The sequence below is a fragment of the Bordetella genomosp. 13 genome, assembly GCF_007679965.1.
Lineage (GTDB): Bacteria > Pseudomonadota > Gammaproteobacteria > Burkholderiales > Burkholderiaceae_B > Bordetella.
The window spans coordinates 1,212,461-1,238,251 of record NZ_VEHL01000001.1; the positions used below are offsets into that span (position 1 = coordinate 1,212,461).

A 25,791-nucleotide genomic window follows, 5' to 3' on the forward strand; every position below is an offset into this window, starting at 1 on the left:
GCGCTTCGGCGGCGCGGTCGGCTTCCGCCTTCGCGGCATCGGCCTTGGCATCCGGCGCGACGGGCGCCGCGGGCTGGGCGGGGGGCGTAGCCGGCTGGGCCGCACTCGGCTCGGCGGCCACCGGGGCCGGCTGGGCCTTGGCCTGGTCGGCCGGCACGGGGCGGGCCTGCTCGATCGGCTTGCCGTCTTCGTCCAGCTGGTAGGGCTGCAGCGTGGGCTGTTCGTCGCCGCTCCAGCGGGCCAGGCGGTCGTTCTCGAACCACACGGTGAACTTGCGTTCGCGCGCGTCGCCGTAGCCCGGCTTGTAGTAGTACGGGTAGTCCCAGCGGTCGGAGTGCAGCACGCTGGTCAGCATGGGGCTGCCCAGCGCGAAGCGGACCTGCTCGCGCGACATGCCGGGCTGCAGCAGGGCGATCTGCTCCTGCGTGATCCAGTTGCCCTGCTGGACGTCGATCTTGTACGGGAAGCCCCACTTGCTGCCCGAGGAGCATCCGGCCAGCAAGGCCACGATGCCCAGCGCAGCCAGGCCCGTCTTGAGAGTCCGGACGGACCGGATGGGATTACGTGCAATCATGGACACTTGCGCCCCGCCATTATTGAGAAACGAACAAAACCGTTATCATAAAGGTTTCAAGAAGATAGTTCCGTGCAGCGGCGACGAGATGGCCGGCAGGGTGCAAAGACCCGTAGCGAAGCCGGCGGGTTTCCGCGCCCTGGGGCCCTGGCTTACGCCGACGGAGAGCGACCAAAATGACCGACCAAAGCGACCTGAAAAACATGGGCCTGAAGGCGACTTTCCCGCGCCTGAAGATCCTCGACATCTTCCGCAAGTCGGGCGAACGCCACCTCAGCGCCGAAGACGTCTATCGCGCCCTCATCGCCGAGAACGTCGAGATCGGCCTGGCCACCGTGTACCGCGTGCTGACCCAGTTCGAACAGGCCGGCATCCTCAGCCGCAGCCAGTTCGACACGGGCAAGGCGGTGTTCGAGCTGAACGACGGCGACCACCACGACCACCTCATCTGCACCAACTGCGGCACCGTGGTCGAGTTCTCGGATAACGAGATCGAAAAGCGCCAGCACAAGATCGCCAAGGACAACGGCTTCGCGCTGGAAAGCCACGCGATGGTGCTGTACGGCATCTGCGGCAATTGCCAGAAATCGCGCTGACATGACCATGCCGGCGTAGCCCGCCGGCGCGTTCGGCAAGGGCCGGCCCGATGGGCCGGCCTTTTTGCATCTGCAAACGGCCCGGGCGCCTACGCCGCCTCGGACACGCCCAGCATCTCGCGCGCGTGGTTGCGCGTGGTGTCGGTGATGGTGATGCCGCCCAGCATGCGCGCCAGTTCCTCGACGCGCGCGTCGGTGTCCAGTTCGGTGATCTGCGACCGCGTGGTGCCGCGCGATTCGCTCTTGCTGACGCGGTACTGCGTGTTGCCGCACGCCGCCACCTGGGGCAGGTGGGTCACGCACAGCACCTGGTGGCGTTCGCCCAGCTCGCGCAGCAGCTTGCCCACCACTTCCGCGACCGCACCGCCGACCCCGCTGTCCACTTCGTCGAAGATCAACGTGGGCACGCGCGCGGCGCGGCTGGCGATGACCGACAGGGCCAGCGAAATGCGCGACAGTTCGCCGCCCGAGGCCACCTTGGCCAGCGATCGCGGCGTGGTGCCGGCATGGCCGGCCACGCGGAACTCGACGGTTTCGCTGCCCTGCGCCGACGGCGCGGATTCCATCAGGGCGGCCACGAACGTGCCGCCCTGCATGGCCAGCGTCTGCATGGCCTGGCTGACTTCCTTGCCCAGGTCCTTGGCCACCTTCTGGCGCGCGGTGCTCAGCTTGGCGGCGGCGGCGGCGTAGGCCGCCTGCGCGGCGTTCGCCTGGGCGCGCAGCGCCTCGACGTCGCCCGCGGCCTGCATCTCGGCCAACTGCGCATGCAGCGTGTCGCGCAGCGCCGGCAGCTCCTCGGGCGTGGTCTTGAACTTGCGGGCCGTCTCGAACACGGCGCCCATGCGCGTCTCGACGTCGGCCAGGCGCTGCGGGTCCAGTTCGACCCGCGTGATGTAGTTGTTCAGGTCGGACACCGCCTCGCCGATGGCGATCTCGGCCGATTCGAGCTCCTCGCACAGGCCCTTCAGCGCGGGATCGTGGCGCATCATCTGCTGCGCGCGCTGCAGCGCCACGCCGACGCGATGCCGCGCCGAATCGTCCTCGCCGTCCAGCGCCTCGAGCACCTGGCCCGCGTCGTCCAGCAGCGACTGCGCGTGCGCCAGGCGGGTGTGCTCGCCCTGCAGGCTATCCCATTCGTCGCCGCCCAGGGATAGCGCGTCGAGTTCGTCCGCCTGCCATTGCACGCGTTCGCGGTCGGCCGCAAGCTTGTCGGCATCTTGCAGGGCGGCGTCCAGCTGGCGCTGCACGCCGCGCCAGTGCTTCCAGGCCTGGGCCACCTTGTGGCGCAGTTCGACGTGGCCGCCGTGGGCGTCCAGCAGGTCGCGCTGGGCGTCGGGCCGCATCAGGCTCTGGTGGGCGTGCTGGCCGTGGATGTCGACCAGGTGTTCGCCCAGGTCGCGCAGCAGCGTCACGGTGACGGGCGTGCCGTTGAGATAGGCGCGGCTGCGGCCCTGCGCGTCGATGACGCGGCGCAGGGCCAGTTCCGGCCCCTCGGCGTCCAGGTCGCGCTCGGTCAGCCACTCTTTCAGGTGGCTGGGCGTGTCGAACACGGCGGTGATGTCGGCGCGCGCCGCGCCTTCGCGCAGCATGCTGGCGTCGCCGCGCTCGCCCAGCGCCAGGGCCAGGGCGTCGATCAGGATGGATTTGCCGGCGCCGGTCTCGCCGGAGAACACGGTGAAGCCGGGACCGAAGTGGATCTCGGTCTCTTCGACGATGACGAAGTCTCGGATATGCAGGGTGCGCAACATGGCGGGCGCGTGTGGCTATTCAACGTTGTCGGTGGCCTGCGGCATCAGATTCCAATGCAGCTTGCGGCGCAGGGTGGAGAAGAAGCTGTAGCCCTCGGGATGCACGAAGCGCACGGTGTGCGGGGCGCGCTGCACGGTGATGCGGTCGCCGGGCTGCAGGTCGGACCAGGTCTGCATGTCGAAATGCACGCTGGCGCCGATCTCGACGCGGCCCATGGCCACCAGGGTCATGCTGAGCACGCCCGAATCCGGAATGACGATGGCGCGGTTGGACAGGGTCTGCGGCGCCACCGGCACCAGCACCATGGCGTTCAGGCCCGGGTGCAGCAGCGGGCCGTTGGCCGACAGCGAGTACGCGGTGGACCCCGTGGGCGTGGCCACGATCAGGCCGTCGGCGCGCTGGGCATACATGAAGGCGTCGTCCAGTTCGACGCGCACCTCGATCATGCCGCCGCGGCCGGCGCGGTTCAGCACCACGTCGTTCAGGGCCGAGGCCGCGAACATCTGCTGGTCGCCGCGCCAGACGCTGCCCTGCAGCATCATGCGGTCTTCGATGGTGTAGTTGCCCTCGAGCACCCGGTTCAGCGCGGTGTGCGCGTCCTGCACCGGGATGTCGGTGATGAAGCCCAGGCGGCCGTGGTTGATGCCGATCAGCGGCACGCCGTAGGGCGCCAGGTGGCGTGCGGCGCCCAGCACCGTGCCGTCGCCGCCCATGACCACCGCCAGCGATGCGCTGCGGCCGATCTCCTGCAGGTCGGCGACCGGGTATTCGCGCACCTGAGTGTTGCGGGCGGTGTCCGCCTCGACGAGCACCTTGCGGCCGGCCTGCGTCATGGCCTCGGCCAGCGCGCGCAGCGGACCGTCCAGGCCGCTGTCCTGGTGCCTGCCGATCAGGGCGACGGTGGGAAAATGCATGGTGGCAGTCTTGTGTAGGTATGGGTGAAGGCGAGCACGTCTGACGATTATAGGGGGCGGTCCGTGGCGCAAGCAGGAGAAAAGCGCCTCATCCCGTCGCCGGGCCATGGGCCGGGCGCGGCCCGCCGGCCGGGGCTTCACGCCTTCCGATGGACGTCCTCGGGCAAATTTCTCCTTATTTCCAAAAGATTCCCTAAAATAGAAGGATGGATGAACGCGCACGTGCACTGCTGAAGGCGTTGATAGAACGCTATATCGCCGACGGGCAGCCTGTCGGTTCGCGCACGCTGTCGAAGGTCTTCGACCTGTCTCCGGCCACCATCCGCAACGTCATGGCCGACCTCGAAGACCAGGGCCTGATCCACAGCCCCCACACCTCGGCCGGGCGCATCCCCACGCCGCGCGGCTACCGCATGTTCGTCGACTCGCTGCTGGCCGTGCGGGCGTACGAGATGCACCGGCCCAACGTGGGCGAACTGCTGCCCATGTCCGAGCCTGCCCGCGCCGTCAACGCCGCGGCCGCGCTGCTGTCCAACCTCACGCAGTTCGCCGGCGTGGTGCTCACGCCCAAGCGCTCGCAGGTCTTCCGCCAGATCGAATTCATCCGCCTGTCCGAGCGCCGGGTGCTGCTGATCATAGTCACCCCCGACGGCGACGTGCAGAACCGCATCCTGGCCGCCCAGCGCGACTACTCCGACTCCGACCTGACCGAGGCCGGCAATTTCTTCAACGTGCATTTCTCGGGCAAGTCATTCGACGCGGTGCGCCGCACCCTGTCCACCGAGCTGGCCCAGCTGCGCGAAGACATCTCCAAGCTGATGCAGGCGGCCGTCGAGGCCAGCGCCGAAGCCGCCGACGACGGCGACGCCGTGGTCATCTCGGGCGAGCGCAAACTGCTGGACGTGACCGACATCGCGTCCGACATGGACCGGCTGCGCAAGATGTTCTCCCTGTTCGAGAAGAAGACCGACCTGCTGCAACTGCTGGACGTATCCAGCCGCGCGCAGGGCGTGCAGATCTACATCGGCGGCGATTCGCAGCTGGTGCCTTTCGAAGAAGTCTCGGTGATCACCGCGCCGTACGGGGTCGACGGCAAGGTGGTGGGCACGCTGGGGGTCATCGGTCCCACCCGCATGGCCTACGAACGGGTCATTCCCATCGTCGACATCACGGCGCGGCTGCTGTCCAACGCGCTGAGCCAGAACCACTCGTAAATCCATCCAACACGACAGAACCGGCTTGCTTCGCGGGCAAGCCGACAGGGGGTGTGTGTGTTCCTACGCTTGTTCAAGTATCTGTGGCCCGAGCGCTTCCTGCCCGAGACCCCGGCCCAGGACGACCCGTTCGATGAGAATCCTCCCCTTGCCGGACCAGGCCGCGTCGGCGTGCTGCTGGTCAACCTTGGCACGCCCGACACCCCGTCCCGGGGCGACATCCGCAAGTACCTGCGCGAGTTCCTGTCGGATCCGCGCGTCATTGAAATCCCGCGCTATCTCTGGAAGCCCATCCTGCACTGCCTGGTGCTGACGATGCGGCCCAAGAGGCTGGAGCCGCGCTATCGCGGCATCTGGATGGACGGCGGTTCGCCGCTGATGGTCTACAGCCGCCAGCAGGCCGAGGGGCTGGCGCGGTCGCTGCGCGCGCGCGGCCGCGACGTCGAGGTCGAGCTGGCCATGCGCTACGGCAATCCGTCGGTGCCCGACGCCATGACGGCGCTGCGCCGGCGAGGCTGCGAGCACATCCTCGCCGTGCCCCTGTATCCGCAGTACGCCGCCAGCACCACCGCCACCGCGGTCGACGCCGTCAGCGCGCATGCCGCGCGGCTGCGCGACCAGCCGGCGCTGCGCTTCATCAAGCGGTTCCATACCGATCCGGGCTACATCGGCGCGCTGGCCGAGCGCATCGGGTCGCACTGGCAGGCCAATGGCCGGCCGGATCTGCTGCTGCTCAGCTTCCACGGCCTGCCGCGCTATTCCATCGAATTGGGCGATCCGTACTACCGCGACTGCATGCAGACGGCGCAACTGCTGCGCGAACGCCTGGGCCTGGAGCCCGGGCAGATGGAGGTCACGTTCCAGAGCCGCTTCGGCTCGGCCCGCTGGCTCGAGCCCTATACCGAGCCCACGCTTGCGGAAATGGCGCGGCGCGGCATCGCCTCGGTGGACGTGGTCTGCCCTGGATTCGTGGCCGACTGCCTGGAAACCCTGGAGGAAATCAACCAGGAGTGCCGGCATGCGTTTCTCGAGGCGGGCGGCAAGCAGTTCCGCTACATTCCGGCCCTGAACGACAGTCCCGCCTGGACGGCCGCGCTGACGGACATCGTGGACAATCACCTGCAGGGGTGGCCCGTCACGCCCGCCGGGCACTGAAGCGGCGGCCCCCTCCGGCACGCGGCTTGCTGCGGGGTAGGCAGGATCACCAAGGAGCGTGCTCATGACCACCCATCCCAAGAAGACCGACTCGAAGCCCCGTTCCGGCACCGCCGAGAAAGACCCCGTCGAACGCGAGCTGGACGACGCGCTGGAAGATACCTTTCCCGCCAGCGATCCGATTTCGATCGACGCCGGCAAGGATGCCGAAAACCGCAAGACGGGCCACGACCAGCGGGTCGACGAGGCGCTGGAAGACACCTTCCCGGCCAGCGATCCCGTCGCGCCGGCCCAGCCCGGCAAGAAATAAGTTGTCCACAGGCGCCGCCGCGCGGGCGGCGCCTGTTCGGGCCCGCACGGCGCAACGAGCCCGCGCCGGCCGGGAAAACGCCACCCGACCCCGATTTTTCTTTCAAGACCGGACTTGAAACAGGGGCATTCGTCCCCATCGTGCTGGGCGACCCCAACGAAACACTTTCCGGAGGACCCCATGACGGCACCCCAAGAGCCTGTCGATTCCACCCCTGAGCAAGCGGCCGACGCTGCCGCCCCGGCGCTGGACAGCGTCGAGGCCTTGCAGGCCGAGATCGCCGCGTTGCGCGCCGAACTGGACGCCGCCCAGGCCGCGCAGAAGGCGGCGCAGGACCAGACCCTGCGCGCCATGGCCGAGAGCGAGAATGTGCGCCGCCGCGCCCAGGAAGATGTGTCCAAGGCCCGCAAGTTCGGCATCGAGTCGTTTGCCGAAAGCCTGGTGCCCGTCAAGGACAGCCTGGAGGCCGCGCTGGCCCAGCCCGAACAGACCGTCGAGAACCTGCGCGAAGGCGTCGAAGTGACCCTGAAGCAGCTGTCCTCCGCGTTCGAGCGCAACATGCTCAAGGACATCGCGCCGGCCCAGGGCGACAAGTTCGACCCGCACCAGCACCAGGCCATCTCGTCCGTGCCCGCCGAGCAGCCCGCCAATACCGTGGTGCAGCTGCTGCAGAAGGGCTACGCCATCGCCGATCGCACGCTGCGCCCCGCGCTGGTCGTGGTCGCCGCCGGCGGCTGAGCCCTCCCGGTCCCATCATGGCCAACGCACCCTTCGATCCCGCGCAGGTCTTCGCGCTGTTCGGCATGCGCCACGTCGGCAATGACGACTTCGACGCCGCCGTCGCCCAAGCGCCCGGGGACGACCTGCGTTGCGTTTTCCTGTGGGGACAGGATTGTTACAATTGCAATCTGTTCAAGCAGACGGCATTGCTTCATCAAGAGGCGTTGCTGGCCCTCGGGCTGACCTGGTTCGAGGCCGACGTGTACGCCGACGAGCCGCTGGGCCGCCGTTTCGGGCTGCATGGCGTGCCGACCTTCGTGCTGTACCGCGCGGGCAAGCGGCTGGGCCGCATCACCGGCTGGCCGGGCCTGCCGCAGTTCACGGACGCCATCCGGCGGCAGCAGGCGGCAGCGGCAGGCGGGTGATTTCCTCTTGAAAACCCTGCGGCCGACCCCAGTTAGGCTGGGACCGAGTTTTTCGACGGGTTTTTACCAACTCTTCGCATTCCAGAATTTCATTCAAGGCAACCTACCATGAGCAAAATCATTGGCATCGACCTGGGCACGACCAACAGCTGCGTGGCTGTTCTGGACGGCGGTCAGGTCAAGATCATCGAAAACGCCGAAGGCGCCCGCACGACGCCGTCCATCATCGCCTACATGGACGATGAGACCCTGGTGGGCGCGCCCGCCAAGCGCCAGGCCGTCACCAATCCGCGCAATACGCTGTACGCCGTCAAGCGCCTGATCGGCCGCAAGTTCGAAGAAAAGGCGGTGCAGAAGGACATCAACCTGATGCCCTACACCATCACCAAGGCTGACAACGGCGACGCCTGGGTCGAAGTGCGCGGCAAGAAGATGGCGCCTCCGCAGGTGTCGGCCGAAGTGCTGCGCAAGATGAAGAAGACCGCCGAGGACTACCTGGGCGAGGAAGTGACCGAGGCCGTCATCACGGTGCCGGCGTACTTCAACGACAGCCAGCGGCAGGCCACCAAGGACGCCGGCCGCATCGCGGGCCTGGAAGTCAAGCGCATCATCAACGAGCCCACCGCAGCCGCGCTGGCGTTCGGCCTGGACAAGACCGAGAAGGGCGACCGCAAGATCGCCGTCTATGACCTGGGCGGTGGCACGTTCGACGTGTCCATCATCGAGATCGCCGACGTCGATGGCGAGAAGCAATTCGAAGTGCTGTCCACCAATGGCGACACCTTCCTGGGCGGCGAAGACTTCGACCAGCGCATCATCGACTACATCATCGGCGAGTTCAAGAAAGAGCAAGGCGTCGACCTGTCCAAGGACGTGCTGGCCCTGCAGCGCCTGAAGGAAGCGGCCGAAAAGGCCAAGATCGAGCTGTCCTCCAGCCAGCAGACCGAGATCAACCTGCCGTACATCACGGCCGATGCCTCGGGTCCGAAGCACCTGAACCTGAAGGTCACCCGCGCCAAGCTGGAAGCCCTGGTCGAAGAGCTGATCGAACGCACCATCGAGCCGTGCCGCATCGCCATCAAGGATGCCGGCGTCAAGGTGTCCGACATCGACGACGTCATCCTGGTCGGCGGCATGACCCGCATGCCCAAGGTGCAGGACAAGGTCAAGGAGTTCTTCGGCAAGGAGCCGCGCAAGGACGTCAACCCCGACGAGGCCGTCGCCGCCGGCGCCGCCATCCAGGGTTCCGTGCTGTCGGGCGACCGCAAGGACGTGCTGCTGCTCGACGTCACCCCGCTGTCCCTGGGCATCGAGACCCTGGGCGGCGTGATGACCAAGATGATCCAGAAGAACACCACGATCCCGACCCGCTTCTCGCAGACCTTCTCCACCGCCGACGACAACCAGCCGGCCGTGACCATCAAGGTGTTCCAGGGCGAGCGCGAGATCGCCGCGGGCAACAAGGGCCTGGGCGAGTTCAACCTGGAAGGCATCCCGCCAGCGCCGCGCGGCGTCCCGCAGATCGAGGTCACGTTCGACATCGACGCCAACGGCATCCTGCACGTGTCGGCCAAGGACAAGGGCACGGGCAAGGAAAACAAGATCACCATCAAGGCCAATTCGGGTCTGTCGGAAGACGAGATCCAGCGCATGGTGAAGGACGCCGAGGCCAACGCCGAGGAAGACCACCGCATCGCCGAGCTGGCCCTGGCGCGCAACCAGGCCGACGCGCTGGTGCACGCCACCCGCAAGTCGCTGACCGAATACGGCGACAAGCTGGAAGCGTCCGAGAAGGAAGCCATCGAGGCGGCCGTCAAGGAAGTCGAAGAAGTGCTGAAGGACGGCGACAAGGCCCAGATCGACGCCAAGGTCGAAGCCCTGTCCGCCGCTTCGCAGAAGCTGGGCGAGAAGATGTATGCCGACGCCCAGGCCTCGCAGCAGGCAGCCTCGCAACAGGCCGCCGACAACGCGAAGCCGGCTGACGACAACGTCGTCGATGCCGACTTCAAGGAAGTCAAGCGCGACCAGTAAGGCGCGCTCCGCACGCACCCGCCCGGTAGCCGGTTTTCCGCCTACCGGGCGGGTTCGTTTAAGACGTACCCGAACAGCGCTCTTTCCGGAGCCCACCGAACCTTATGGCAAAACGCGACTATTACGACGTTCTTGGTGTCGCCAAGAACGCCTCGGACGATGAACTGAAGAAGGCCTACCGGAAGCTGGCCATGAAATACCATCCGGACCGCAATCCGGATAACAAGGAAGCCGAGGAGAAGTTCAAGGAGGCCAAGGAGGCCTACGAGATCCTGGGCGACGAGCAGAAGCGCGCGGCGTACGACCGCTATGGCCATGCCGGCGTGGACCCCAATGCCGCGGGCATGGGCGCGGGCGGCATGGGCGGCGGCTTCGCGGACGCCTTCGGCGACATCTTCGGCGAGATCTTCGGCGGCGCCGCCGGCGGCCGCCGGGGCGGCGGCCCGCAGGTGTACCGCGGCGCCGACCTGAAGTATTCGCTGGAAATCACGCTCGAGCAGGCGGCTGCCGGCTTCGACACCGAGATCCGCGTGCCCAGCTGGGAAAATTGCGACACCTGCCACGGCTCGGGCGCAAAGGCCGGCACCACGCCCAAGACCTGCCGCACCTGCAACGGCGCGGGCGCCGTGCGCATGCAACAAGGCTTCTTCAGCGTGCAGCAGACCTGCCCGACCTGCCACGGCAGCGGGAAGGAAATCACCGATCCGTGCCCCGCCTGCGACGGCGTGGGGCGCATCCGCAAGAACAAGACCTTGCAGGTGAAGATTCCCGCCGGTATCGACGACGGCATGCGCATCCGCTCCAGCGGCAACGGCGAGCCGGGCATCAACGGCGGGCCCGCGGGCGACCTGTACGTCGAGATCCATCTCAAGCAGCACAAGATCTTCCAGCGCGACGGCGACGATCTGCACTGCGAGCTGACCATCCCGTTCACCACGGCGGCGCTGGGCGGCGACCTGCAGGTGCCCACGCTGGGCGGCAAGGCAGAGATCCAGATCCCCGAAGGCACCCAGTCGGGCAAGACCTTCCGCCTGCGCGGCAAGGGCATCCGCGGCGTGCGCGCGGGCTATCCGGGCGACCTGTACTGCCACGTGGTGGTCGAGACGCCGGTGCGCCTGAGCGACGAGCAGAAGTCGATTTTGCGGCAATTCGAGGCCTCGCTGAACGACGGCGGCGACCGGCATTCGCCGCAGAGCAAGAGCTGGACGGATCGGGTGAAGGAGTTCTTCAGCTGATCCGTTGCGGCCTTCGCGAGAGGGCACGGCAGGGCAAGCCCGTTTTGACGGTTGGCTGGCGATGGAGGATGCCTCCGCGCCAGGTCCCCGGCAAGACGGGCTTTTTCTTTGAGTGCCAGGCACGACAAACAAAAATATTCCACTAACCATCCAAGTGGATGGTGTACGATGTCGTCATGCCGCCTCCCACTCCCGCCCTCGCATCCGCCTCCAAGCCTGCCGACGAGAAGGTCACCATCAACCTGGGCTACGTCGACCTGGGCCAGATCGACCTGCTGGTCCAGGAAGGGTTCTACGCGAACCGCACCGACCTGATACGCACCGCCATCCGCAACCAGCTCGCCACGCACGGCGACGCGGTGCGACAGGCGGTCAGCCGCAAGACGCTCGTCCTGGGAATCCAGCACTACCGCGCCGAGGACTTGCTGGCGGTGCAGGCCAGCGGCCAGATGTTGCAGATTAGGGTGCTGGGGTTGGCGACGATCGCGCCCGACGTCACGCCCGAACTGGCGCTGGCCACCATCGAGTCCCTGACCGTACTGGGCGCCCTGCACGCCAGCGCCGCCGTCAAGGCTGCCTTGCGTGACCGCATCCGCTGACGCCCCTAGCCGTAAAGGTATCTACATGCACCTTGATTTCCAGCAGCTCATGCAGCAGGCCACCCAGCTTACGCAGTCGGGGGACCTGCGCGCCGCCACGGCCGCGATCCAGGCCGCCCTGCGCGGCGTTGGCCGCACCACGCGCGGCGCGAGCGAGGACGCCGACGTCATCGATGTCGAGGCAATCGAGATCACCGCGTCCGTCGCCGCGTCCGGTACGGGGGCGGCGCGCGACCCGTCCGGCGACGTGCCCTTGCGCAAACCGATCCAGGCCGGCGATACGTTCACCACGGGTTCCTTCCGCAATTCGGCGGGGCTGCGTCACTACAAGCTGTACGTGCCGCCCAACGCGGGCGACCAGCCCTTGCCGCTGGTGGTCATGCTGCATGGCTGCACGCAGGACGCGGACGATTTCGCCGCCGGCACCGCCATGAACGACGCGGCCCGCGCCCAGGGTTTCTACGTGCTGTATCCCATCCAGTCGCGCGAGGCCAATCCCCAGAAGTGCTGGAACTGGTTCAAGCACAATCACCAGCGCGCGGAGCGCGGCGAACCCGCCATCCTGGCGGGCATGACGCGCTCGATCATGCAGACCCACGCCATCGATGCCCGGCGGATCTACGTGGCCGGCCTGTCGGCGGGCGGGGCGATGGCCGCCATCCTGGCTGGCGCGTATCCCGGCCTGTATGCCGCCGCGGGCGTGCATTCCGGCCTGGCGCCCGGCGTGGCCTCCGACCTGCCCTCGGCGCTGGCCGCGATGAAGGGCGTGAACATCTCCGGATCCGCGCAGGCCGGCAGCGGGGTGCCGACGATCGTGTTCCATGGCGACCGCGATGCCACCGTGCATCCCAGCAACGCCCTGGCGGTGGCGGTGGCCAGCGCCGGCTCCGGCGCCCCTGTCCAGATGGACCGCGTGGCGGGCACGAATCGCCAGCGCCAGAGCATCCGGCACACGTATCGCAACGCCGCGGGAGACGTCATCGCCGAACGCTGGGAGATCAGCGGCGCGGGCCATGCCTGGGCCGGGGGATCGAAAAGCGGAACGTACACGGATCCGGCGGGGCCCGATGCCACGGGCGAGATGCTGCGGTTCTTCTTCGCACAGAAAGTGGGCGGCAAACAGGAATGACGGCCGCACGCTAGCCCATACGTGCTATCCAATCGGTTGAAGCGCTTATTACCCCATCAGGCGTGAGATTCCAGCCAGACGATCGGTCAGGCCCTGTTCAGAGCGGGGCGAAGCGGATCATGCTGGACTGAGTGCAGGCGTTTCGCGATGGCCGGGTCTGCCGCGCGGCGTCCGCATGAAGCGCGCTTCTTGCGAACGGCCCTACAGCGTGGGCGCTGCGGCATCACGGCCTGGGCGCGGCCTCGCGTTGCAAATACCCCAGGCACAACGATTCCAGGTGATGCGGCAGCGTGCGCACCAGCCTGGCTGGCGCCGTGCCTTCCATCACGGCCTGGATCGGGCCGGTCATGGCTGTGCTGAACATGTAGGCCGCCATGGGCAGGTCGTCGAACCGCGCGTCCGGCGCCGTGTCCAGCATCGAACCCAGCAGCGTGCGGCTGCGTTGCTGCGCCTGCTGCACCAGCTCGCGCGCTTCCAGTTCGCCCGCCACGGCATACAGCGCGCGGCCTTCCTCGATGCGGTCGGTCTTGGCGCGCACGAAGGCATGCACCACGGCGCCGACCATGTCGGCCAGCGGCTTGCCATGCTTGGCCGTGGCGGCCGCCTCGACGGCATCCAGGATCCTGTCCAGGTGCCGCGCCAGCACCGCATACAGCAGCGCCTGCTTGTTCGGGTAGTACTGGTACAGCGTTCCCACTGACACCCCGGCGCGTTCCGCCACGCGTATCGTCGTCAGCTTCTGCAGGCCGCCCGCCAGCAAAACCTGAATAGTGGCGTCGAAAATCGCGTCCACGGTGGCCTGGGATCGGGCCTGGCGCGGCTGTTTGCGGGGCTTCAGCGTGGTTTCCGGGTGGGCGCTCATATGCGAATTTTCAATCTGAAGGATTATTCATATTATGAACGTACTTCGCGCCGGATGCACTCGGCGCCTCTCACAAGGACCCCGAAATGACCGACGCTACCCTCGCAGGAACCTACAAGCTTGGCGACCTGACCGTGACGCGCATGGGCTACGGCGCCATGCAGCTTGCCGGCCCGCACGTGTTCGGCCCGCCGAAGGACCGCGCCGCGGCCGTCGCCGTGCTGCGCGCCGCCCTCGACCGCGGCATCAATCACATCGACACCAGCGACTTCTATGGCCCGCACGTCACCAACCAGATCATCCGCGAGGCGCTGCATCCGTATCGCGACGACCTGGTCATCGTGACGAAGGTCGGGGCCAGCCGCGGCACCGATGCGTCGTGGAATCCCGCCTCGTCGCCGGCGGAGCTGGAATCCGCCGTGCACGACAACCTGCGCAACCTGGGCCGCGACGTGCTGGACGTGGTCAACCTGCGGCTGATGTTCGACGTGGCGGGACCGGCGGAAGGCGACGTGGAGCCGTTGCTTACACCGCTGCTGGAATTGCAGCGCAAGGGCCTGATCCGCCACCTGGGCATCAGCAACGCCACCGCGGCGCAGGTCGGACAGGCGCAGCGCCTGGGCAGGATCGTGTGCGTGCAGAACATGTACAACCTGGCGCATCGCGGCGACGACGCGCTGCTCGACAGCCTGGCCAAGGACGGCATCGCCTACGTGCCGTTCTTCCCGCTGGGCGGCTTCTCGCCGCTGCAGTCGTCCATCCTGAACGACGTGGCGGCGCAATTGGACGCCACGCCGATGCAGGTGGCGCTGGCGTGGCTGCTGCAGCGTTCGCCGAACGTGCTGCTGATTCCGGGGACGTCGTCGGTGGCGCACCTGGAGCAGAACGTGGCGGCGGCGGGGATCGGATTATCGCCAGAGGCCGTGAAGGCGCTGGAGGCGATCGGTAGCCAGGCACGCTGACGCAGGATTGGACCGCGTGGTGTCGCGGTTCGAATCAAGGGATTCAGACGTGTCCGTCAAGCCAGGAATTTCGCCCGCACCTCCGCCGACCGATCCCACAGGTTCGGCAGCGAGGTGCCGCTGTAGCCCGAGACGAACGGCTTGGCCTTGCCGGTGGCGGGGTCGAACACATGGCGGGCGATGGCGCCGATGTTGCCGCCGTACAGGTGGACGCTGATCGACGTGCGGTCGGCATGGGCGTTCCAGACCTTGTGCACGTCGCCCTCGGCGGGCGACAGCACTTCGATCTGGCCCGGCTGCAGCGCCGCCGGCTCGCCTTCCGGGACACAGGCGCCGTCGCGCACCCGATACCGCTGGCTGTACTCGCTGCCGCGCAGCATGCCCACGTAGCCCCACACCATGTGGTCGTGCACCGGCGTGGCCTGGCCGGGGCCCCAGACGAAGCTGACCAGGCTGAAGCGCTCCAGCGGATCGCAGTGCAGCAGGAACTGCTGGTAGTACTCGGAATGCGGCGTGGTACAGGCATCCGGCAGCCAGTCGTCGTGGGCGATCAGTTTGGCCAGTTCGCCCTGCAGTTCGGGACCGGCCATGCCGGCCGCGCCGTGCCGATCGGCCAGGCGGGTTGCCGCGGCGATGAAATCGCGCAGCCGATCGAGACGGCGTTCCATTCACTTCTCCTCTATGCGCACCAGCACGCGGCCGTGCGGCAATTGCCCGGCCAGCAAAGGACCAGCGTACTCGATGGCGCGCGACAGCGGAATCTCCTCGGCCATGCCGTCGATCTGCTCGCCGGGCAGCGTGGCCGCCAGGTCGTCCCATGCGGCCTGGCGCTGCGCCATGGGCGCGTACACGCTGTCGATGCCGGCCAGCGTGACGCCGCGCAGGATGAAGGGGGCCACCGTGGCGGGCAGGTCCATGCCCTGCGCCAGGCCGCACGCCGCGACGACGCCGCCATAGCGGGTGGCCGCGCAGGCATTGGCCAGCGTGTGGCTACCCACGCTGTCGACCACGGCGGCCCAGTGCTCCTTCTGCAGGGGCTTGCCGGCCGCCGACAGATGCGCGCGGTCGATGATGGCGTGGGCGCCCAGGCCGCGCAGGCGCTCGTGCGCATCGGCGCGGCCCGTGCTGGCGGTGACTTCGTAGCCCCGCCGCGCCAGCAGGGCGATGGCGGTGCTGCCCACGCCGCCGTTGGCGCCGGTGACCAGCACCGGACCGTTGCCGGGTGCCACGCCCAGCGCCTCCAGGCGGCGCACGCACAGCATGGCGGTATAGCCGGCGGTGCCCAGCATCATGGCTTGGCGCGCGGTCAGGCCCTTGGGGATCTTCTGCAGCCAGTCGGCGGGCACGCGCGCGTAGCCCGCCAGGCCGCCCCAGCGCGTCTCCCCCAGGCCCCAGCCGTTCAGCAGCACGGCGTCGCCGGCCTTGAACGCCGGGTCGTCCGACTGCTCGACGACGCCGGCGAAGTCGATGCCCGGCACCATCGGAAACTGCCGCACCACCGGCCCCTTGCCGGTGATGGCCAGGGCGTCCTTGTAGTTCAGGGTGGAGTACTGCACGCGCACGGTGACCGTGCCCTCGGGCAGCTGCCCGGCATCGGCCTTGGTCAGCTCGGCGTGCGTGGCCTTGTCTTGCTGCGTCAGCATCAGGGCCGCGAATGTCATGGTCATCTCCTTCTTTGTCGCGGGTCGAAAAATGGCGGGGCCGGACACCGCGATGTCCGGCCCGGCATGGGCAATGGATAAAGGCGCTCAGCGCCCCGTGAAGCGGGGATCGCGCTTGTCGCGGAAGCTGGCCACGCCTTCCTGGTAGTCGGCGCTGCGGAATACGCGCTCGTTCTCGCGCCAGGCCAGGCCCGCCTGTTCCACCGGGCTGGTCGGCACGGTGGCGGCGGCGAAGCGCTTGAGCATGGCCATCACCAGCGGCGCGTTGTCGGCCAGCCTGCGCGCCAGTTTCATGGCTTCTTCCAGGTGCTGGCCAGGCTCGGCCAGGCGATTGACCAGGCCGACGTCGTAGGCGCGCTGGGCCTCCAGCACCTCGCCCAGCAGCATGATCTCCATGGCGACCTTGTGCGGGATGCGCGCCGCCAGCGAGGCGATCATGCCGCCGGCAAAGCCCATCTTGGGTTCGGGATAGGTGAAGCGGGCATCGCGCGTGGCCACGCACAGGTCGCACATGGCGACCAGCACCAGCGCGCCGCCCACGCACCAGCCGCTGACGGCCGCGATCAGCGGTTTGTCCAGCGCGACGCCCACGTTGGGCGTGAAGCTGCGGTAGTCGGGCGGGCTCTGCGCATCGCGGTCGCGGCCCGACGAGAAGGCCCGCGTGCCCGCGGCGGTCAGGATGCCCACGCGGTCCTCGGGGGTGTCGTTCAACCGCATCCACGCGGCGGCCAGGCCGGCCTCGACCTCGGGGCCGATGGCGTTCAGGCGATCCGGGCGGTTGATGGTGATGACGGCGATGCCGTCCCGCGACTCGTAGGTCACTGCCTCGCTCATAACAACTCTCCTATCTGCTGCATCAATCGGGGTTTCAATACCTTGCCGTTGGGCGCCACCGGCAGGGCCGGCACGAACAGGATGCGTCCGGGCAATTTGTAGGGCGACAGCCGCTGGGCCAGGTGCGCGCGTATCGCGGCTTCCTGCGGCTCCACGCCCGGCGCCGGCTCCACCACGGCGACGATCTCCTCATTGCCCGCCACGGCATGCCCGAACACGGCGGACAACTGCACGTCGGCATGGCTGTTCAGGGCCTGCTCCACTTCCAGCGGCGACACGTTGAAGCCGGAGCGGATGATCAGGTCCTTGGTGCGGCCGACGATCTCGATGCGCCCATCGGGCAGGCGGCGGGCCAGATCCTGGCTGTTGAACCAGCCGTCGGGCTGCAGCACGGCCGAAGTCAGTTCAGGGGCGCGGTAGTAGCCGCGCATCACGTTGGGACCGCGCAGCCACAGCTCGCCTTCTTCTCCGTCCGGCAGCTCGCGTCCTGCACGATCGCGGATGCACAGGTCGACGCCCGGCGTGGGTGGGCCCACCGAGGTGCCGGGCTGCAGGTCCTCCAGCCGCGTCCAGCACGTGCCCGAAGCCTCGGTCAGGCCGTAGCCGTTGTGCAGCGGCAGGCCGAACAGCGCACGGGCCTGGGCGCTCAGCGTGGGATCCAGCGGCGCGCCGCCGGCCGCGATGAAGCGCAGCGACGGCGCCGCCATGCCCTCGGCCGCCGCGACCTGCATCAGCCGCGCGAACATGGCCGGCGCGCCCTGCAGGATGGTGATGCCGTCCCGCGCCAGCGCGCGCAGGCAGGCCTGCGGCTCGAAGCGCGCGACCAGCCTGACGTGCGCGCCCGAGGCCAGCGTGCCCATCAGCCCCGAGGACAGACCCATCACGTGCGTGATGGGCAGCACGCCGTACACGCGGTCGGCATGGGTCACGCGTCGCAGCGTGCGCATCAGGTGGGCGATATGCAACAGGTTGGCGTGCGTCAGCATCACGCCCTTGGGCTTGCCGGTGCTGCCGGTAGTGTAGATAAGCGCCGCGACCTGGTCCGCGCCGGGCAGCACCGGCTCGGCATCGCTGGCCAACAGGGGGGCGACGGCCACTTCGCCGAAGCCTTCCCGCATGGCGACGGCGCCATGGCGTTCGGCATGCGCCTGCGCGGCGGGCGATTGCGACGTGACGAACACCACGCGCCGCGGCTGCGCCAGGTCGACGATGGCGTCCACCTCCAGCGGCGCGCGGCGCGCGTTTTCCAGCACGGCCCAGGCGTCGATGCGGCCAGCTGCGAGGATCAGCGCGGCCAGCGCCGCGCTGTTCTCGCCGACCAGCATCACGCGATCGCCTGGCCCGAGTCCCAAGCCGCGCAGGAAGTCCGCGGCCTCGTCCACGCGGCCGTCCAGCTGGGCATAGGTCCAGGCGGCGTGATCGTCGCTGAGCGCGGGCTGGTCCGGCGTGCGGCGGGCCCACTGGCGCAGGCCGTCGGCCAGCCGGACCTGTCCGGCCGGGATCATTGCGGCTTCACGTTCATGCTCTGCGTCAGTTTCTGCCACCGCTGCATCTCCTGTTCGACGTACTGTCCGAAAGCCTTGGGGCCGGCATGGGCGGCTTCCGCGCCCAGCGTGGCCAGGGTCTTGCGCGTTTCCGGCTGCGCCAGCATGGCCTTGATGTCCTCGCTGACGCGCTCCAGCACCTTGGGCGGCGTGCCGGCGGGCGCCCAGACGCCGTACCACGCGGTCACGTCGTAGTCCTTCAGGGTCTCGCCGATGGTCGGCACGTCCGGCAGGAAGCTGGAGCGCTTGGGCGTGGTCACGCCCAGCGCGCGCAGCTGTCCCGAGGTGATGAAGGGCAGCGCCTCGTTGGCGAACACCATGGTGGACTGCTGGCCGACGGCCGCCTGGATGGCCTGCGCGCCGCCCTTGAACGGCACGTTGATGATCTCCACTCCCGACAGCAGGCGGAACAGCTCGCATGACAGATAGGGCGACGAGCCGATGCCCGAGGTCGAGCAGCTCAGGCCCTTGCCGTCCTTCTTCGCCAGCGCGATCAGTTCGGGCACGGTCTTGGCCGGCACCGACGGCGCGACGGCCAGGTAGTTCGGCACGGACACGATCTGCGCCACGGGGGCGAGATCCTTGCGCAGGTCGTACAGCGGATCCTTGTAGAAGAAGTTGTTCAGCACGTTGGAGATGCTGCCCAGCAGGAAGGTGTAGCCGTCGGGGTCCGCGCGGGCCACGAACTGCGAGCCCAGCATGCTGCCGGCGCCTGGCCGGTTCTCGACGACCACGGTCTGCTTCAGCGTGGTCGTCAGATGAGCGGCGACCATACGGCCCAGCGTGTCGGACGCGCCGCCCGCCGTATAGGGCACGATCATGCGGATCGGCTTGTCGGCGGGCCAGGCGGCCACGGCGGATTGGGTGAAGGATGCTGCGAGTACCCATGCGCAAAGCACGCCGGCACGCCGGCGCAGGAATGCAATCATGTCTGTCTCCTCGCCCCTCCGGTATTTTCCGGAGGTGGGCAGTTTTTTTTCGCCGAGCAGCCCTGGGAAAAAGGGGACCCTACGGAGGGCACGCCAAGGGCACGGCGGTTCTTTTCGACGCGCCGCGCCTATTCCTTGAATTGGCCGAAAGCTTCCATGGCGCGCACCGAGTACACGTAGGCGGCGCCGGCGTTCAGCGCGATGGCGGTGCCCAGAGCCTCGGCGACCTCGGCCTCGGTGGCGCCCGCCTTGCGCGCGGCGGCCGAGTGCGACGAGATGCAGCCGTCGCAGCGGGTGGTCACGGCCACGGCCAGCGCGATCAGTTCGCGCGTCTTGGCATCCAGCGCCTTGCCCTGGCCCAGGGCTTCGTTCAGGCCGCGATAGGCCTGCACCACCGGAGGATTGTGTTCGGCGAAGGTGCCCGCGGACTTGCGCAGGTTGCTCAGCGTATCTACCCAGTTGTTCTGCATCGTTGACGTCTCCTTGGTTGGAAAAGCGGGACTGCGGAATCAGTGCTTGGGCCGCGGCTGGATCAGGCCGCCTCCCTGCCTGGGCGGATGGGCGCGCAGCGCTTCCTCCACCGGGTCGGTGCCCCAGCCGGGGCGGTCGGGAACGATCAGGTGGCCGTCGCGGTACTCCGGCGCGTGGGTGAACAGTTCGTCATCCCAGGCCAGGCGATCGATGTCGGTCTCCATGATGCGGAAGTTGGGAACGGCGGCGGCGAAGTGCGCGTTCATGAAGGTGCACAGGTGGCCGTAGAAATTGTGCGGCGCCACGTTGACCTCGTGCGTCTCGGCCAGGTCGGCGATCTTCATCGACTGCCATACGCCGTTCCACACGGCGTCGACGATGGCCACGTCCACCGCGTTGTTGCGCAGGTAGGGCAGGAACTCGCGCGTGCCGAACAGCGTCTCGCACGAACTGACGGGGAAGGGGCTGTGCTGGCGGATGTAGGCCAGCGCCTCGGGGTTGTACGAGTCGATCTCGACCCAGAACAGGTCGTGGTCGGCGATGGCCCGCAAGACCTTCAGATAGCCCTCGGTCTTCAGGTTGAAGTTGAGGTCCAGCAGGATTTCCATGTCGGGGCCGGCGCCGTCGCGCAACGCCTCGAGGTTGTCGCGCAGGTTGCGGATCAGGCGGCGGTCGGCGTTCAGTTCGGGATAGAAGGGCGCGGCGAAGCCCGGGCGCCAGGCATGGGCCGGGCCGTCGTCGAACATGAACAGGTTGGTCTTCAGCGCCGTGAAGCCGCGTTCGCGCGCCTCGCTTCCCATGGCCTTGACGCCGTCCAGGTCGGTGACGGGCGGACCGAAATACTTGGGATGATTGATGCGCCAGGCCGGGCAGTGCGACCAGTACACGCGCAGTTCATCGCGCACCTTGCCGCCCAGCAGTTCGTGGCACGGCACACCCAGGATCTTGCCGCGCAGGTCGAGAAGGGCATTTTCCAGGGCGCCGATGCCCTCGCCGACCACGCCGCCCGCGGCGGGGCGGGTGCGGCTGTAGGCCTCGGCGTAGAAGCGTTGCGGCCCCGGCACCGGCGCGTTCACCAGGCCGCGCGCCAACTGCTCGATGACCGCGCTGACGCCCGGCGACCCGAAGCCCTCGTCGTACTCGCTCCAGCCCACGAGCCCCTCGTCGGTCTCGATCTTGACGAAGTGGTAGTTGCGCCACCCCGCGTCGCACGACAGGGTTTGGACGTTGACGATCTTCATCCTGGAAGTCTCCTCTGGGCCGGATCCGCCGGCGAATACAACTTTTGTGGTTTTAATAAATCCTATTATTTGGGAACTAAATCTTTTGATTCGGGATGCTGTCGCCGATAATACGCGCAAAAAATCCACACGACAACATCCGTCGCATACCGATCGGCTATTTGCAAAAGCGGGAAACGGGCGCGAGGCGCGGCCAAATACGGGAACGCGGCTGCAAAAGAAAAAATCCTGATCCCATTAATTGGGATCAGGATTTTATATATTGAATGGCTGGCGGCGCTGCCCGGGCCGCCGGCCCTCCTGCGTCAGGGCGTCTTCTTGCCGAAGTCGCCCGCTACCGAAGTACTGAAGGCGTCGGGCTTCAGGTACTTGCGCAGGGCCGCGTTCACGGTGGCCGGCGTCAGCGCCTTGAGTTTCTCGTCGATGTCGGCCGACCAGGCGAAGGTGCGGCCGGTCTTCATGTAGTCGACCCACACGCCCGTCAGCACCGGGTCCTGGGCGCGCGACAGGCGGCGGTAGTTCAGCAGCGCATCCACGCCGTCGCGAACCTCGGCCTCGGTGAAACCGTCCTTCAGCACGCGGGCCAGTTCCTCGGAGATGGCCTTTTCCAGGCGCTCGCGGTTCTGCGGCGCGTAGATCGCGTAGATGGTCCAGCTGCCGGTGGGCTCGTAAGACGAGGCCGTCAGGTTGCTGCGCACGTTGTACGACAGGCCTTCCTTTTCGCGCACGCGGTTCCACAGGCGCGAGGTCTCGGACGTGCCCAGCAGGAAGTTCGCCAGGTACAGCGCGGGGAAGTCGGCGTCGGTGTCCTGCAGCTTCAGCGGGGCGCGCGAGATGTAGAACGCGTTGGCCTTGTCGGGCGTGTCGGTCTCGAACAGCTTGGCCGGCACGTCGCGGTACGGGTTGTCCAGGCGCGTGTAGGCGGGCGCGCGCTTCCAGCCCTCCAGTCCCTTGGTCAGCGCGGCTTCGGCGGCCTTGGGATCGAAGTCGCCCACGGCCGACAGCTTGATGCTGCCAGTGCCGTAGAACTTGTCGTGGAAGGCGGCCAACTGGTCGCGCGTCAGCGCCTTCACGTCGGCCAGCGACTCGTCGAAGCTGGGCGTGTAGCGCACGTCGTCGGCCGGCCACGGATTATTGTGGCGGGCCAGGGCGCGCGAGGCCAGGGCCGTGGGCTCGGTCATGGCGCTTTGCAGCGAGGTGACCACCTGGCTCTTGTACTCGGCCACTTCCGCTTCGGGATAGTTGGCGTTGCGCAGGATCTCCAGTACCAGCGAGATCAGTTCGGGGAAGTGCTCGCGCGTGGTGGACATGCCCACGGCCAGGTCGGTGCCCGAGCCGCTGAAGCTGACCTGCGCCTGCATCTTGTCGAAGCGGTCCTCGATGGCCTGGCGCGTCAGCTGCGGCGTGCCGCGGGTCAGAAGGTCCGCGGCCGCGTCGGCCGCGTTGCGCTGGCCTTTCAGGGCCTCGGCGTCACCGAACTGCAGCAGCAGCTGCGCCTGCACGCGCTCGCCGCGCGTGGCCTTGGGCAGCAGGGCCACCTGAACGGGGCCGCCGGGCAGGTCCAGCGTGCGCTGCTGCGTCAGCTTGTCGATGTTCGCGGGCGTCGGATCGAAGGCGGCGGCGGCCTTGAAGTCGGGGTCGCCCTTGTAGTCCTTGAAGACCTGAGCTAGATCGGGACGCTCGCCCAGCGGCGCGCGCTGCGGCTTGTCGGTGGGGATGTAGCGGCCTTCGGTGCGGTTGGCCTGCACCAGGTAGGCGTCGGCCGCGCGCTGAACGGCGTCGAGCTTGGCGTCGCGGGCGCGGTCGCGCTGCAGGAAGAACAGGCGCCAGTCGCCCGAGGCGATGGCCTCGGACAGCGCCACGCCGACGCGCTCGGGGTCGTTGTAGGTCTGCTGCCACGCGGTCAGCCACTTGCTGCGGGCGCGTTCCAGCTCCTCTTCGGTGAAGGGCGTCTTCGCGGTGGATTCCAGGGTGCCGGTCAGCGTGGACAGGGCCTTGCCCTCGTCCATGCCGGCCTGCAGCTGCGCGCCGAACATGGCGATGCCCGGGTCATGCTGGTCCATGGTGAAGCCGAATACGTCCGTGGCTTCCTTGGTGGGCACCAGCGCCTTGTACAGGCGGCCGGACGGCGTGTCGGCCAGGATGGTGGCCGCCAGGTCGAAGGGCACGTAGTCGGCGCTGCCGGCCGCGGGGATGTGGTACATGGCGGCCACCAGCGGCGTGCCGCCCGCGCGGCGCAGCGTGACGGCGCGCTCGCCGTCCTGCGTGGGCTCGACGGTGTATTCGGGCGGCAGCGCGCGTTTGGGCTTGGGCAGCTTGCCCAGCGTGCCCTGGATGTCGGCCAGCGCCTTCCTGGGATCGAACTTGCCGGCCACGATCAGCACGGCGTTGTCGGGCTGGTAGTACTGGTGATAGAAGGCCCGCAGCTGGCCGATGTCGACGTTCTCCACGTCGGATCGCGCGCCGATGGTCTGCTTGCCGTAGTTGTGCCACTGGTAGGCGGTGGCCTGCATCTTCTGCATCAGGATGCGGAAGGGGCTGTTCTCGCCGCTTTCCATCTCGTTGCGGACTACGGTCATTTCCGAGTCGAGGTCCGACTTCAGGATGGTGGAATTGACCATGGCGTCGGCCTGCCAGCCCAGGTACCACTTCAGGGTGTCGGGGTTGGCCGCGAAGCTGGCGAAGTAGTTGGTGCGGTCGGCGGCGGTGGTGCCGTTGGCCTGCAGGCCGCGGCGCGAGAACTCGCCCAGCGCGTTGCGCATGGTGGGCGTGCCCTTGAACATCATGTGTTCCAGCAGGTGGGCCATGCCGGTCTGGCCGTAGTTCTCGTTGCGCGAGCCCACCAGGTAGGTCATGTTGACCGTGGTGGTGGGCTTGGATTCGTCTGGTGCCAGCAGCACGCGCAAGCCGTTGTCCAGCCTGTACTCGGTAATGCCCTCGACCGAGGCGACTTCGGAGACGCCCTTGGGCAACTGCGTCGCCCCGGCCTGGAAGGCCAGGAAGGACGATAGCAGCAGCGCAGGCAGGCGACCTGGCAGTACCGAGAAGGAAAGACGCATGTTTCGGATCCTGATCAGTTGCGGATGACCTGTTGGAGTTTATCCCTAGCCGTTGGTTCAACCTTCGTCATGGTCGTGTCATGAGATCGTCCAAGAAAGGCCAGCGGTTTCCTTACAAGTGGTTGAAAATTCAAGCTGATGTATGAGGCCATCGAGGCGATCGACGCGCGTCACATCGAGGCCAGCAGCGCCACCGGCGCCAGCCGGCCGGCGGCCATGATTATCCCTGTCGCCGACCTGCAAAGACGATACGGCCGCAGCGGTAGGGCCGGTGAGGGCCGGCATGGATTGCTCGGCAAGCGAGCCCACAGCGCAGCCGCGGGCCTACAATCCCGCCTCTATCCCGCCAGATCTCCCGTTCCTTTGCCATGACCGACTCCACCCCCGCCGGTGCGACCCCGGTGCAATGCACCTACGACCGCCACGCCACCGCCATCCTGGCCATCCTGAACGATGCCATCGTCAACACCACGGCGCTGTACGACTACAAGCCGCGCACCATGCAGTCCATGGAAACTTGGTTCCAGGCGAAGGCGGCGGGCGGATTCCCGGTTCTGGGTTATGAAAATGCCGAAGGCCAGCTGATGGGCTTCGCCAGCTACGGCACGTTCCGCAACTTTCCGGCGTTCAAGTATTCGGTGGAACATTCCGTCTACGTCGACCAGCGCTTTCGCGGCATGGGCCTGGGCGAAGCGCTGATGCGCGTGCTGATCGACGCCGCGCGCGAGAACCAGGTGCACGTGCTGGTGGGCGGCATCGATGCCAGCAACGGCGGCAGCATCAAGCTGCACGAGAAGCTGGGCTTCGTGCATTCGGGCACGATCACCCAGGCGGGATTCAAGTTCGGGCGATGGCTGGATCTGGCGTTTTATCAGCTGACGCTGCAGACGCCGGAACATCCCGTGGATGGTTGATGGCAATCTGTCTGATTTTCCACCGTGCGGAACGAGGGGCGACGCCCGGCTAGCTAAGATCGACACGGAATCCGGTATTCGTCGACATTGCATGAGCCTATGGCAAGCGGATCCTAGGGTACGACAATGCTCATGGGTCAAACCACCAAAGAGGTTCAAGCATGCGGGGAGTGTCCATGCTTATGACCACAAGCACCGGCATGCCGTAGATAAGGGTGTCCCTTATGCGTTCGAGGATGCGCAGCAGTTGTTGGTTGATTTCTTCGCGGACGTGGACCGCGTACTAGCGAGGGTCAAAACGCCATGAAGTCTGTCGTCATCGGCATCATGCCGCAAGAGAAAATCCGCGAGCGCGTGTTGGCTATCGCCCGTGGGGACTACAGGCCGAAGGCGGGCGAGCCCAAGATCTGGTTCACCTCCATGAAATCCCTGGCCGAAGTGCTCAGCGATGAAAACCGGGCGCTGTTGCGCGTGATTGTTGAAACGCAGCCTGCGTCAATCGCTGCACTGGCTCAGACTACCGGGCGCAAGCCCAGTAACCTGTCCCGCACGCTCAAGACCATGTCGCACTATGGCATCGTGGATCTGAGGCGCGAGCGAAATATGGTCAGGCCCGTGGCAACAGCGACAGAATTTCGCATTCTCGCGTTGGCGGCCTGATAT

Annotated in this window: 25 protein-coding genes and 1 pseudogene; 14 read left to right on the forward strand and 12 right to left on the reverse strand. The window is 67.3% G+C overall.

All coding sequences use genetic code 11. The features are described from left to right. Nucleotides 1-136: 136 nt before the first annotated feature. Nucleotides 137-574, reverse strand: a pseudogene (locus FS845_RS05535) (outer membrane protein assembly factor BamE); the annotation flags it as partial. Nucleotides 575-750: 176 nt separating this feature from the next. Between FS845_RS05535 and fur the strand changes: the two are divergent. Continuing rightward, nucleotides 751-1,170 (forward strand): ferric iron uptake transcriptional regulator, encoded by a 420-nt coding sequence (fur, locus tag FS845_RS05540; protein WP_144631084.1) that lies wholly within the window; start codon nt 751-753, stop codon nt 1,168-1,170. A gap of 89 nt (nt 1,171-1,259) precedes the next feature. Here the strand turns inward: fur and recN are convergent, their stop codons facing one another. Then, nucleotides 1,260-2,918 carry a DNA repair protein RecN gene (gene recN / locus FS845_RS05545; protein ID WP_144631085.1) on the reverse strand — a complete coding sequence of 553 codons (1,659 nt, stop codon included), beginning with the start codon at nt 2,916-2,918 and terminating at the stop codon, nt 1,260-1,262. Between the two features lie 15 nt (nt 2,919-2,933). Beyond that, nucleotides 2,934-3,833: an NAD kinase gene (locus FS845_RS05550; RefSeq protein ID WP_144631086.1), complete on the reverse strand. Its 900-nt coding sequence runs from the start codon at nt 3,831-3,833 to the stop codon at nt 2,934-2,936. A gap of 206 nt (nt 3,834-4,039) precedes the next feature. Here FS845_RS05550 and hrcA point away from each other — a divergent pair, with 206 nt between their 5' ends. From hrcA to FS845_RS05595, 9 genes are all read left to right on the forward strand, one after another. After that, entirely contained in the window at nt 4,040-5,047 is a 1,008-nt protein-coding gene (hrcA, locus tag FS845_RS05555; RefSeq protein WP_144631087.1) for a heat-inducible transcriptional repressor HrcA, read from the forward strand. Between the two features lie 57 nt (nt 5,048-5,104). Continuing rightward, nucleotides 5,105-6,202 carry a ferrochelatase gene (hemH, locus tag FS845_RS05560; RefSeq protein WP_144631088.1) on the forward strand — a complete coding sequence of 366 codons (1,098 nt, stop codon included), beginning with the start codon at nt 5,105-5,107 and terminating at the stop codon, nt 6,200-6,202. 64 nt (nt 6,203-6,266) lie between these two features. After that, nucleotides 6,267-6,512, forward strand: coding sequence for a hypothetical protein (locus FS845_RS05565; protein WP_144631089.1), 246 nt, complete (start codon nt 6,267-6,269; stop codon nt 6,510-6,512). 180 nt (nt 6,513-6,692) lie between these two features. Then, complete coding sequence (grpE, locus tag FS845_RS05570) at nt 6,693-7,250, forward strand: nucleotide exchange factor GrpE (protein ID WP_144631090.1); 558 nt, start codon at nt 6,693-6,695, stop codon at nt 7,248-7,250. Nucleotides 7,251-7,267: 17 nt separating this feature from the next. Next, nucleotides 7,268-7,657, forward strand: a complete 390-nt coding sequence (locus FS845_RS05575; RefSeq protein WP_144631091.1) for a thioredoxin family protein — start codon at nt 7,268-7,270, stop codon at nt 7,655-7,657. A 108-nt stretch (nt 7,658-7,765) separates the two neighbouring features. Beyond that, entirely contained in the window at nt 7,766-9,688 is a 1,923-nt protein-coding gene (gene dnaK / locus FS845_RS05580; RefSeq protein ID WP_144631092.1) for a molecular chaperone DnaK, read from the forward strand. 104 nt (nt 9,689-9,792) lie between these two features. Beyond that, a complete protein-coding gene (gene dnaJ, locus FS845_RS05585) occupies nt 9,793-10,923 on the forward strand; it encodes a molecular chaperone DnaJ (protein ID WP_144631093.1) in 1,131 nt (376 codons plus the stop codon). 176 nt (nt 10,924-11,099) lie between these two features. After that, entirely contained in the window at nt 11,100-11,522 is a 423-nt protein-coding gene (locus FS845_RS05590) for a CopG family transcriptional regulator (RefSeq protein WP_144631094.1), read from the forward strand. A 25-nt stretch (nt 11,523-11,547) separates the two neighbouring features. Next, nucleotides 11,548-12,651, forward strand: coding sequence for an alpha/beta hydrolase family esterase (locus tag FS845_RS05595; RefSeq protein WP_144631095.1), 1,104 nt, complete (start codon nt 11,548-11,550; stop codon nt 12,649-12,651). A gap of 223 nt (nt 12,652-12,874) precedes the next feature. Here FS845_RS05595 and FS845_RS05600 read toward each other — a convergent pair whose 3' ends face one another. Continuing rightward, a complete protein-coding gene (locus FS845_RS05600) occupies nt 12,875-13,513 on the reverse strand; it encodes a TetR/AcrR family transcriptional regulator (RefSeq protein WP_144631096.1) in 639 nt (212 codons plus the stop codon). An 86-nt stretch (nt 13,514-13,599) separates the two neighbouring features. Between FS845_RS05600 and FS845_RS05605 the strand changes: the two genes are divergently transcribed. Further along, nucleotides 13,600-14,475: an aldo/keto reductase family oxidoreductase gene (locus FS845_RS05605; protein ID WP_144631097.1), complete on the forward strand. Its 876-nt coding sequence runs from the start codon at nt 13,600-13,602 to the stop codon at nt 14,473-14,475. 56 nt (nt 14,476-14,531) lie between these two features. Here the strand turns inward: FS845_RS05605 and FS845_RS05610 are convergent, their stop codons facing one another. The 7 genes from FS845_RS05610 to FS845_RS05640 form a co-directional block, all read right to left on the reverse strand. Next, nucleotides 14,532-15,143 (reverse strand): cysteine dioxygenase, encoded by a 612-nt coding sequence (locus tag FS845_RS05610; protein ID WP_144631098.1) that lies wholly within the window; start codon nt 15,141-15,143, stop codon nt 14,532-14,534. After that, nucleotides 15,144-16,136, reverse strand: a complete 993-nt coding sequence (locus tag FS845_RS05615; protein WP_222129962.1) for an MDR family oxidoreductase — start codon at nt 16,134-16,136, stop codon at nt 15,144-15,146. It lies immediately after the preceding gene. Nucleotides 16,137-16,223: 87 nt separating this feature from the next. Then, nucleotides 16,224-16,970, reverse strand: a complete 747-nt coding sequence (locus FS845_RS05620) for an enoyl-CoA hydratase/isomerase family protein (protein ID WP_144631100.1) — start codon at nt 16,968-16,970, stop codon at nt 16,224-16,226. Further along, nucleotides 16,967-18,475, reverse strand: a complete 1,509-nt coding sequence (locus FS845_RS05625) for a class I adenylate-forming enzyme family protein (protein ID WP_144631101.1) — start codon at nt 18,473-18,475, stop codon at nt 16,967-16,969. The genes FS845_RS05620 and FS845_RS05625 overlap by 4 nt, the downstream gene beginning before the upstream one ends. Then, on the reverse strand, nt 18,472-19,443 hold the full coding sequence (locus FS845_RS05630; protein WP_144631102.1) for a Bug family tripartite tricarboxylate transporter substrate binding protein: 972 nt from the start codon (nt 19,441-19,443) through the stop codon (nt 18,472-18,474). The genes FS845_RS05625 and FS845_RS05630 overlap by 4 nt, the downstream gene beginning before the upstream one ends. Nucleotides 19,444-19,571: 128 nt before the next feature. After that, nucleotides 19,572-19,913: a carboxymuconolactone decarboxylase family protein gene (locus tag FS845_RS05635; protein ID WP_144631103.1), complete on the reverse strand. Its 342-nt coding sequence runs from the start codon at nt 19,911-19,913 to the stop codon at nt 19,572-19,574. 39 nt (nt 19,914-19,952) lie between these two features. Continuing rightward, nucleotides 19,953-21,155 carry a mandelate racemase/muconate lactonizing enzyme family protein gene (locus FS845_RS05640; RefSeq protein WP_144631104.1) on the reverse strand — a complete coding sequence of 401 codons (1,203 nt, stop codon included), beginning with the start codon at nt 21,153-21,155 and terminating at the stop codon, nt 19,953-19,955. Here FS845_RS05640 and FS845_RS05645 point away from each other — a divergent pair. Continuing rightward, nucleotides 21,142-21,387, forward strand: a complete 246-nt coding sequence (locus tag FS845_RS05645; RefSeq protein ID WP_144631105.1) for a hypothetical protein — start codon at nt 21,142-21,144, stop codon at nt 21,385-21,387. The two genes, FS845_RS05640 and FS845_RS05645, sit on opposite strands and share 14 nt — an antisense overlap. A 73-nt stretch (nt 21,388-21,460) precedes the next feature. Here FS845_RS05645 and FS845_RS05650 read toward each other — a convergent pair whose 3' ends face one another. Next, nucleotides 21,461-24,214 carry a M16 family metallopeptidase gene (locus FS845_RS05650; protein ID WP_144631106.1) on the reverse strand — a complete coding sequence of 918 codons (2,754 nt, stop codon included), beginning with the start codon at nt 24,212-24,214 and terminating at the stop codon, nt 21,461-21,463. Nucleotides 24,215-24,582: 368 nt separating this feature from the next. On the opposite strand from FS845_RS05650, the gene FS845_RS05655 reads away from it, so the two are divergent. Further along, nucleotides 24,583-25,128 (forward strand): GNAT family N-acetyltransferase, encoded by a 546-nt coding sequence (locus tag FS845_RS05655; RefSeq protein ID WP_144631107.1) that lies wholly within the window; start codon nt 24,583-24,585, stop codon nt 25,126-25,128. 303 nt (nt 25,129-25,431) lie between these two features. Next, the gene (locus FS845_RS05665; protein WP_144631108.1) at nt 25,432-25,788 is read left to right on the forward strand and encodes a transcriptional regulator; all 357 of its coding nucleotides are present in this window, start codon (nt 25,432-25,434) and stop codon (nt 25,786-25,788) included. The last annotated feature ends 3 nt before the right edge of the window (nt 25,789-25,791 follow it).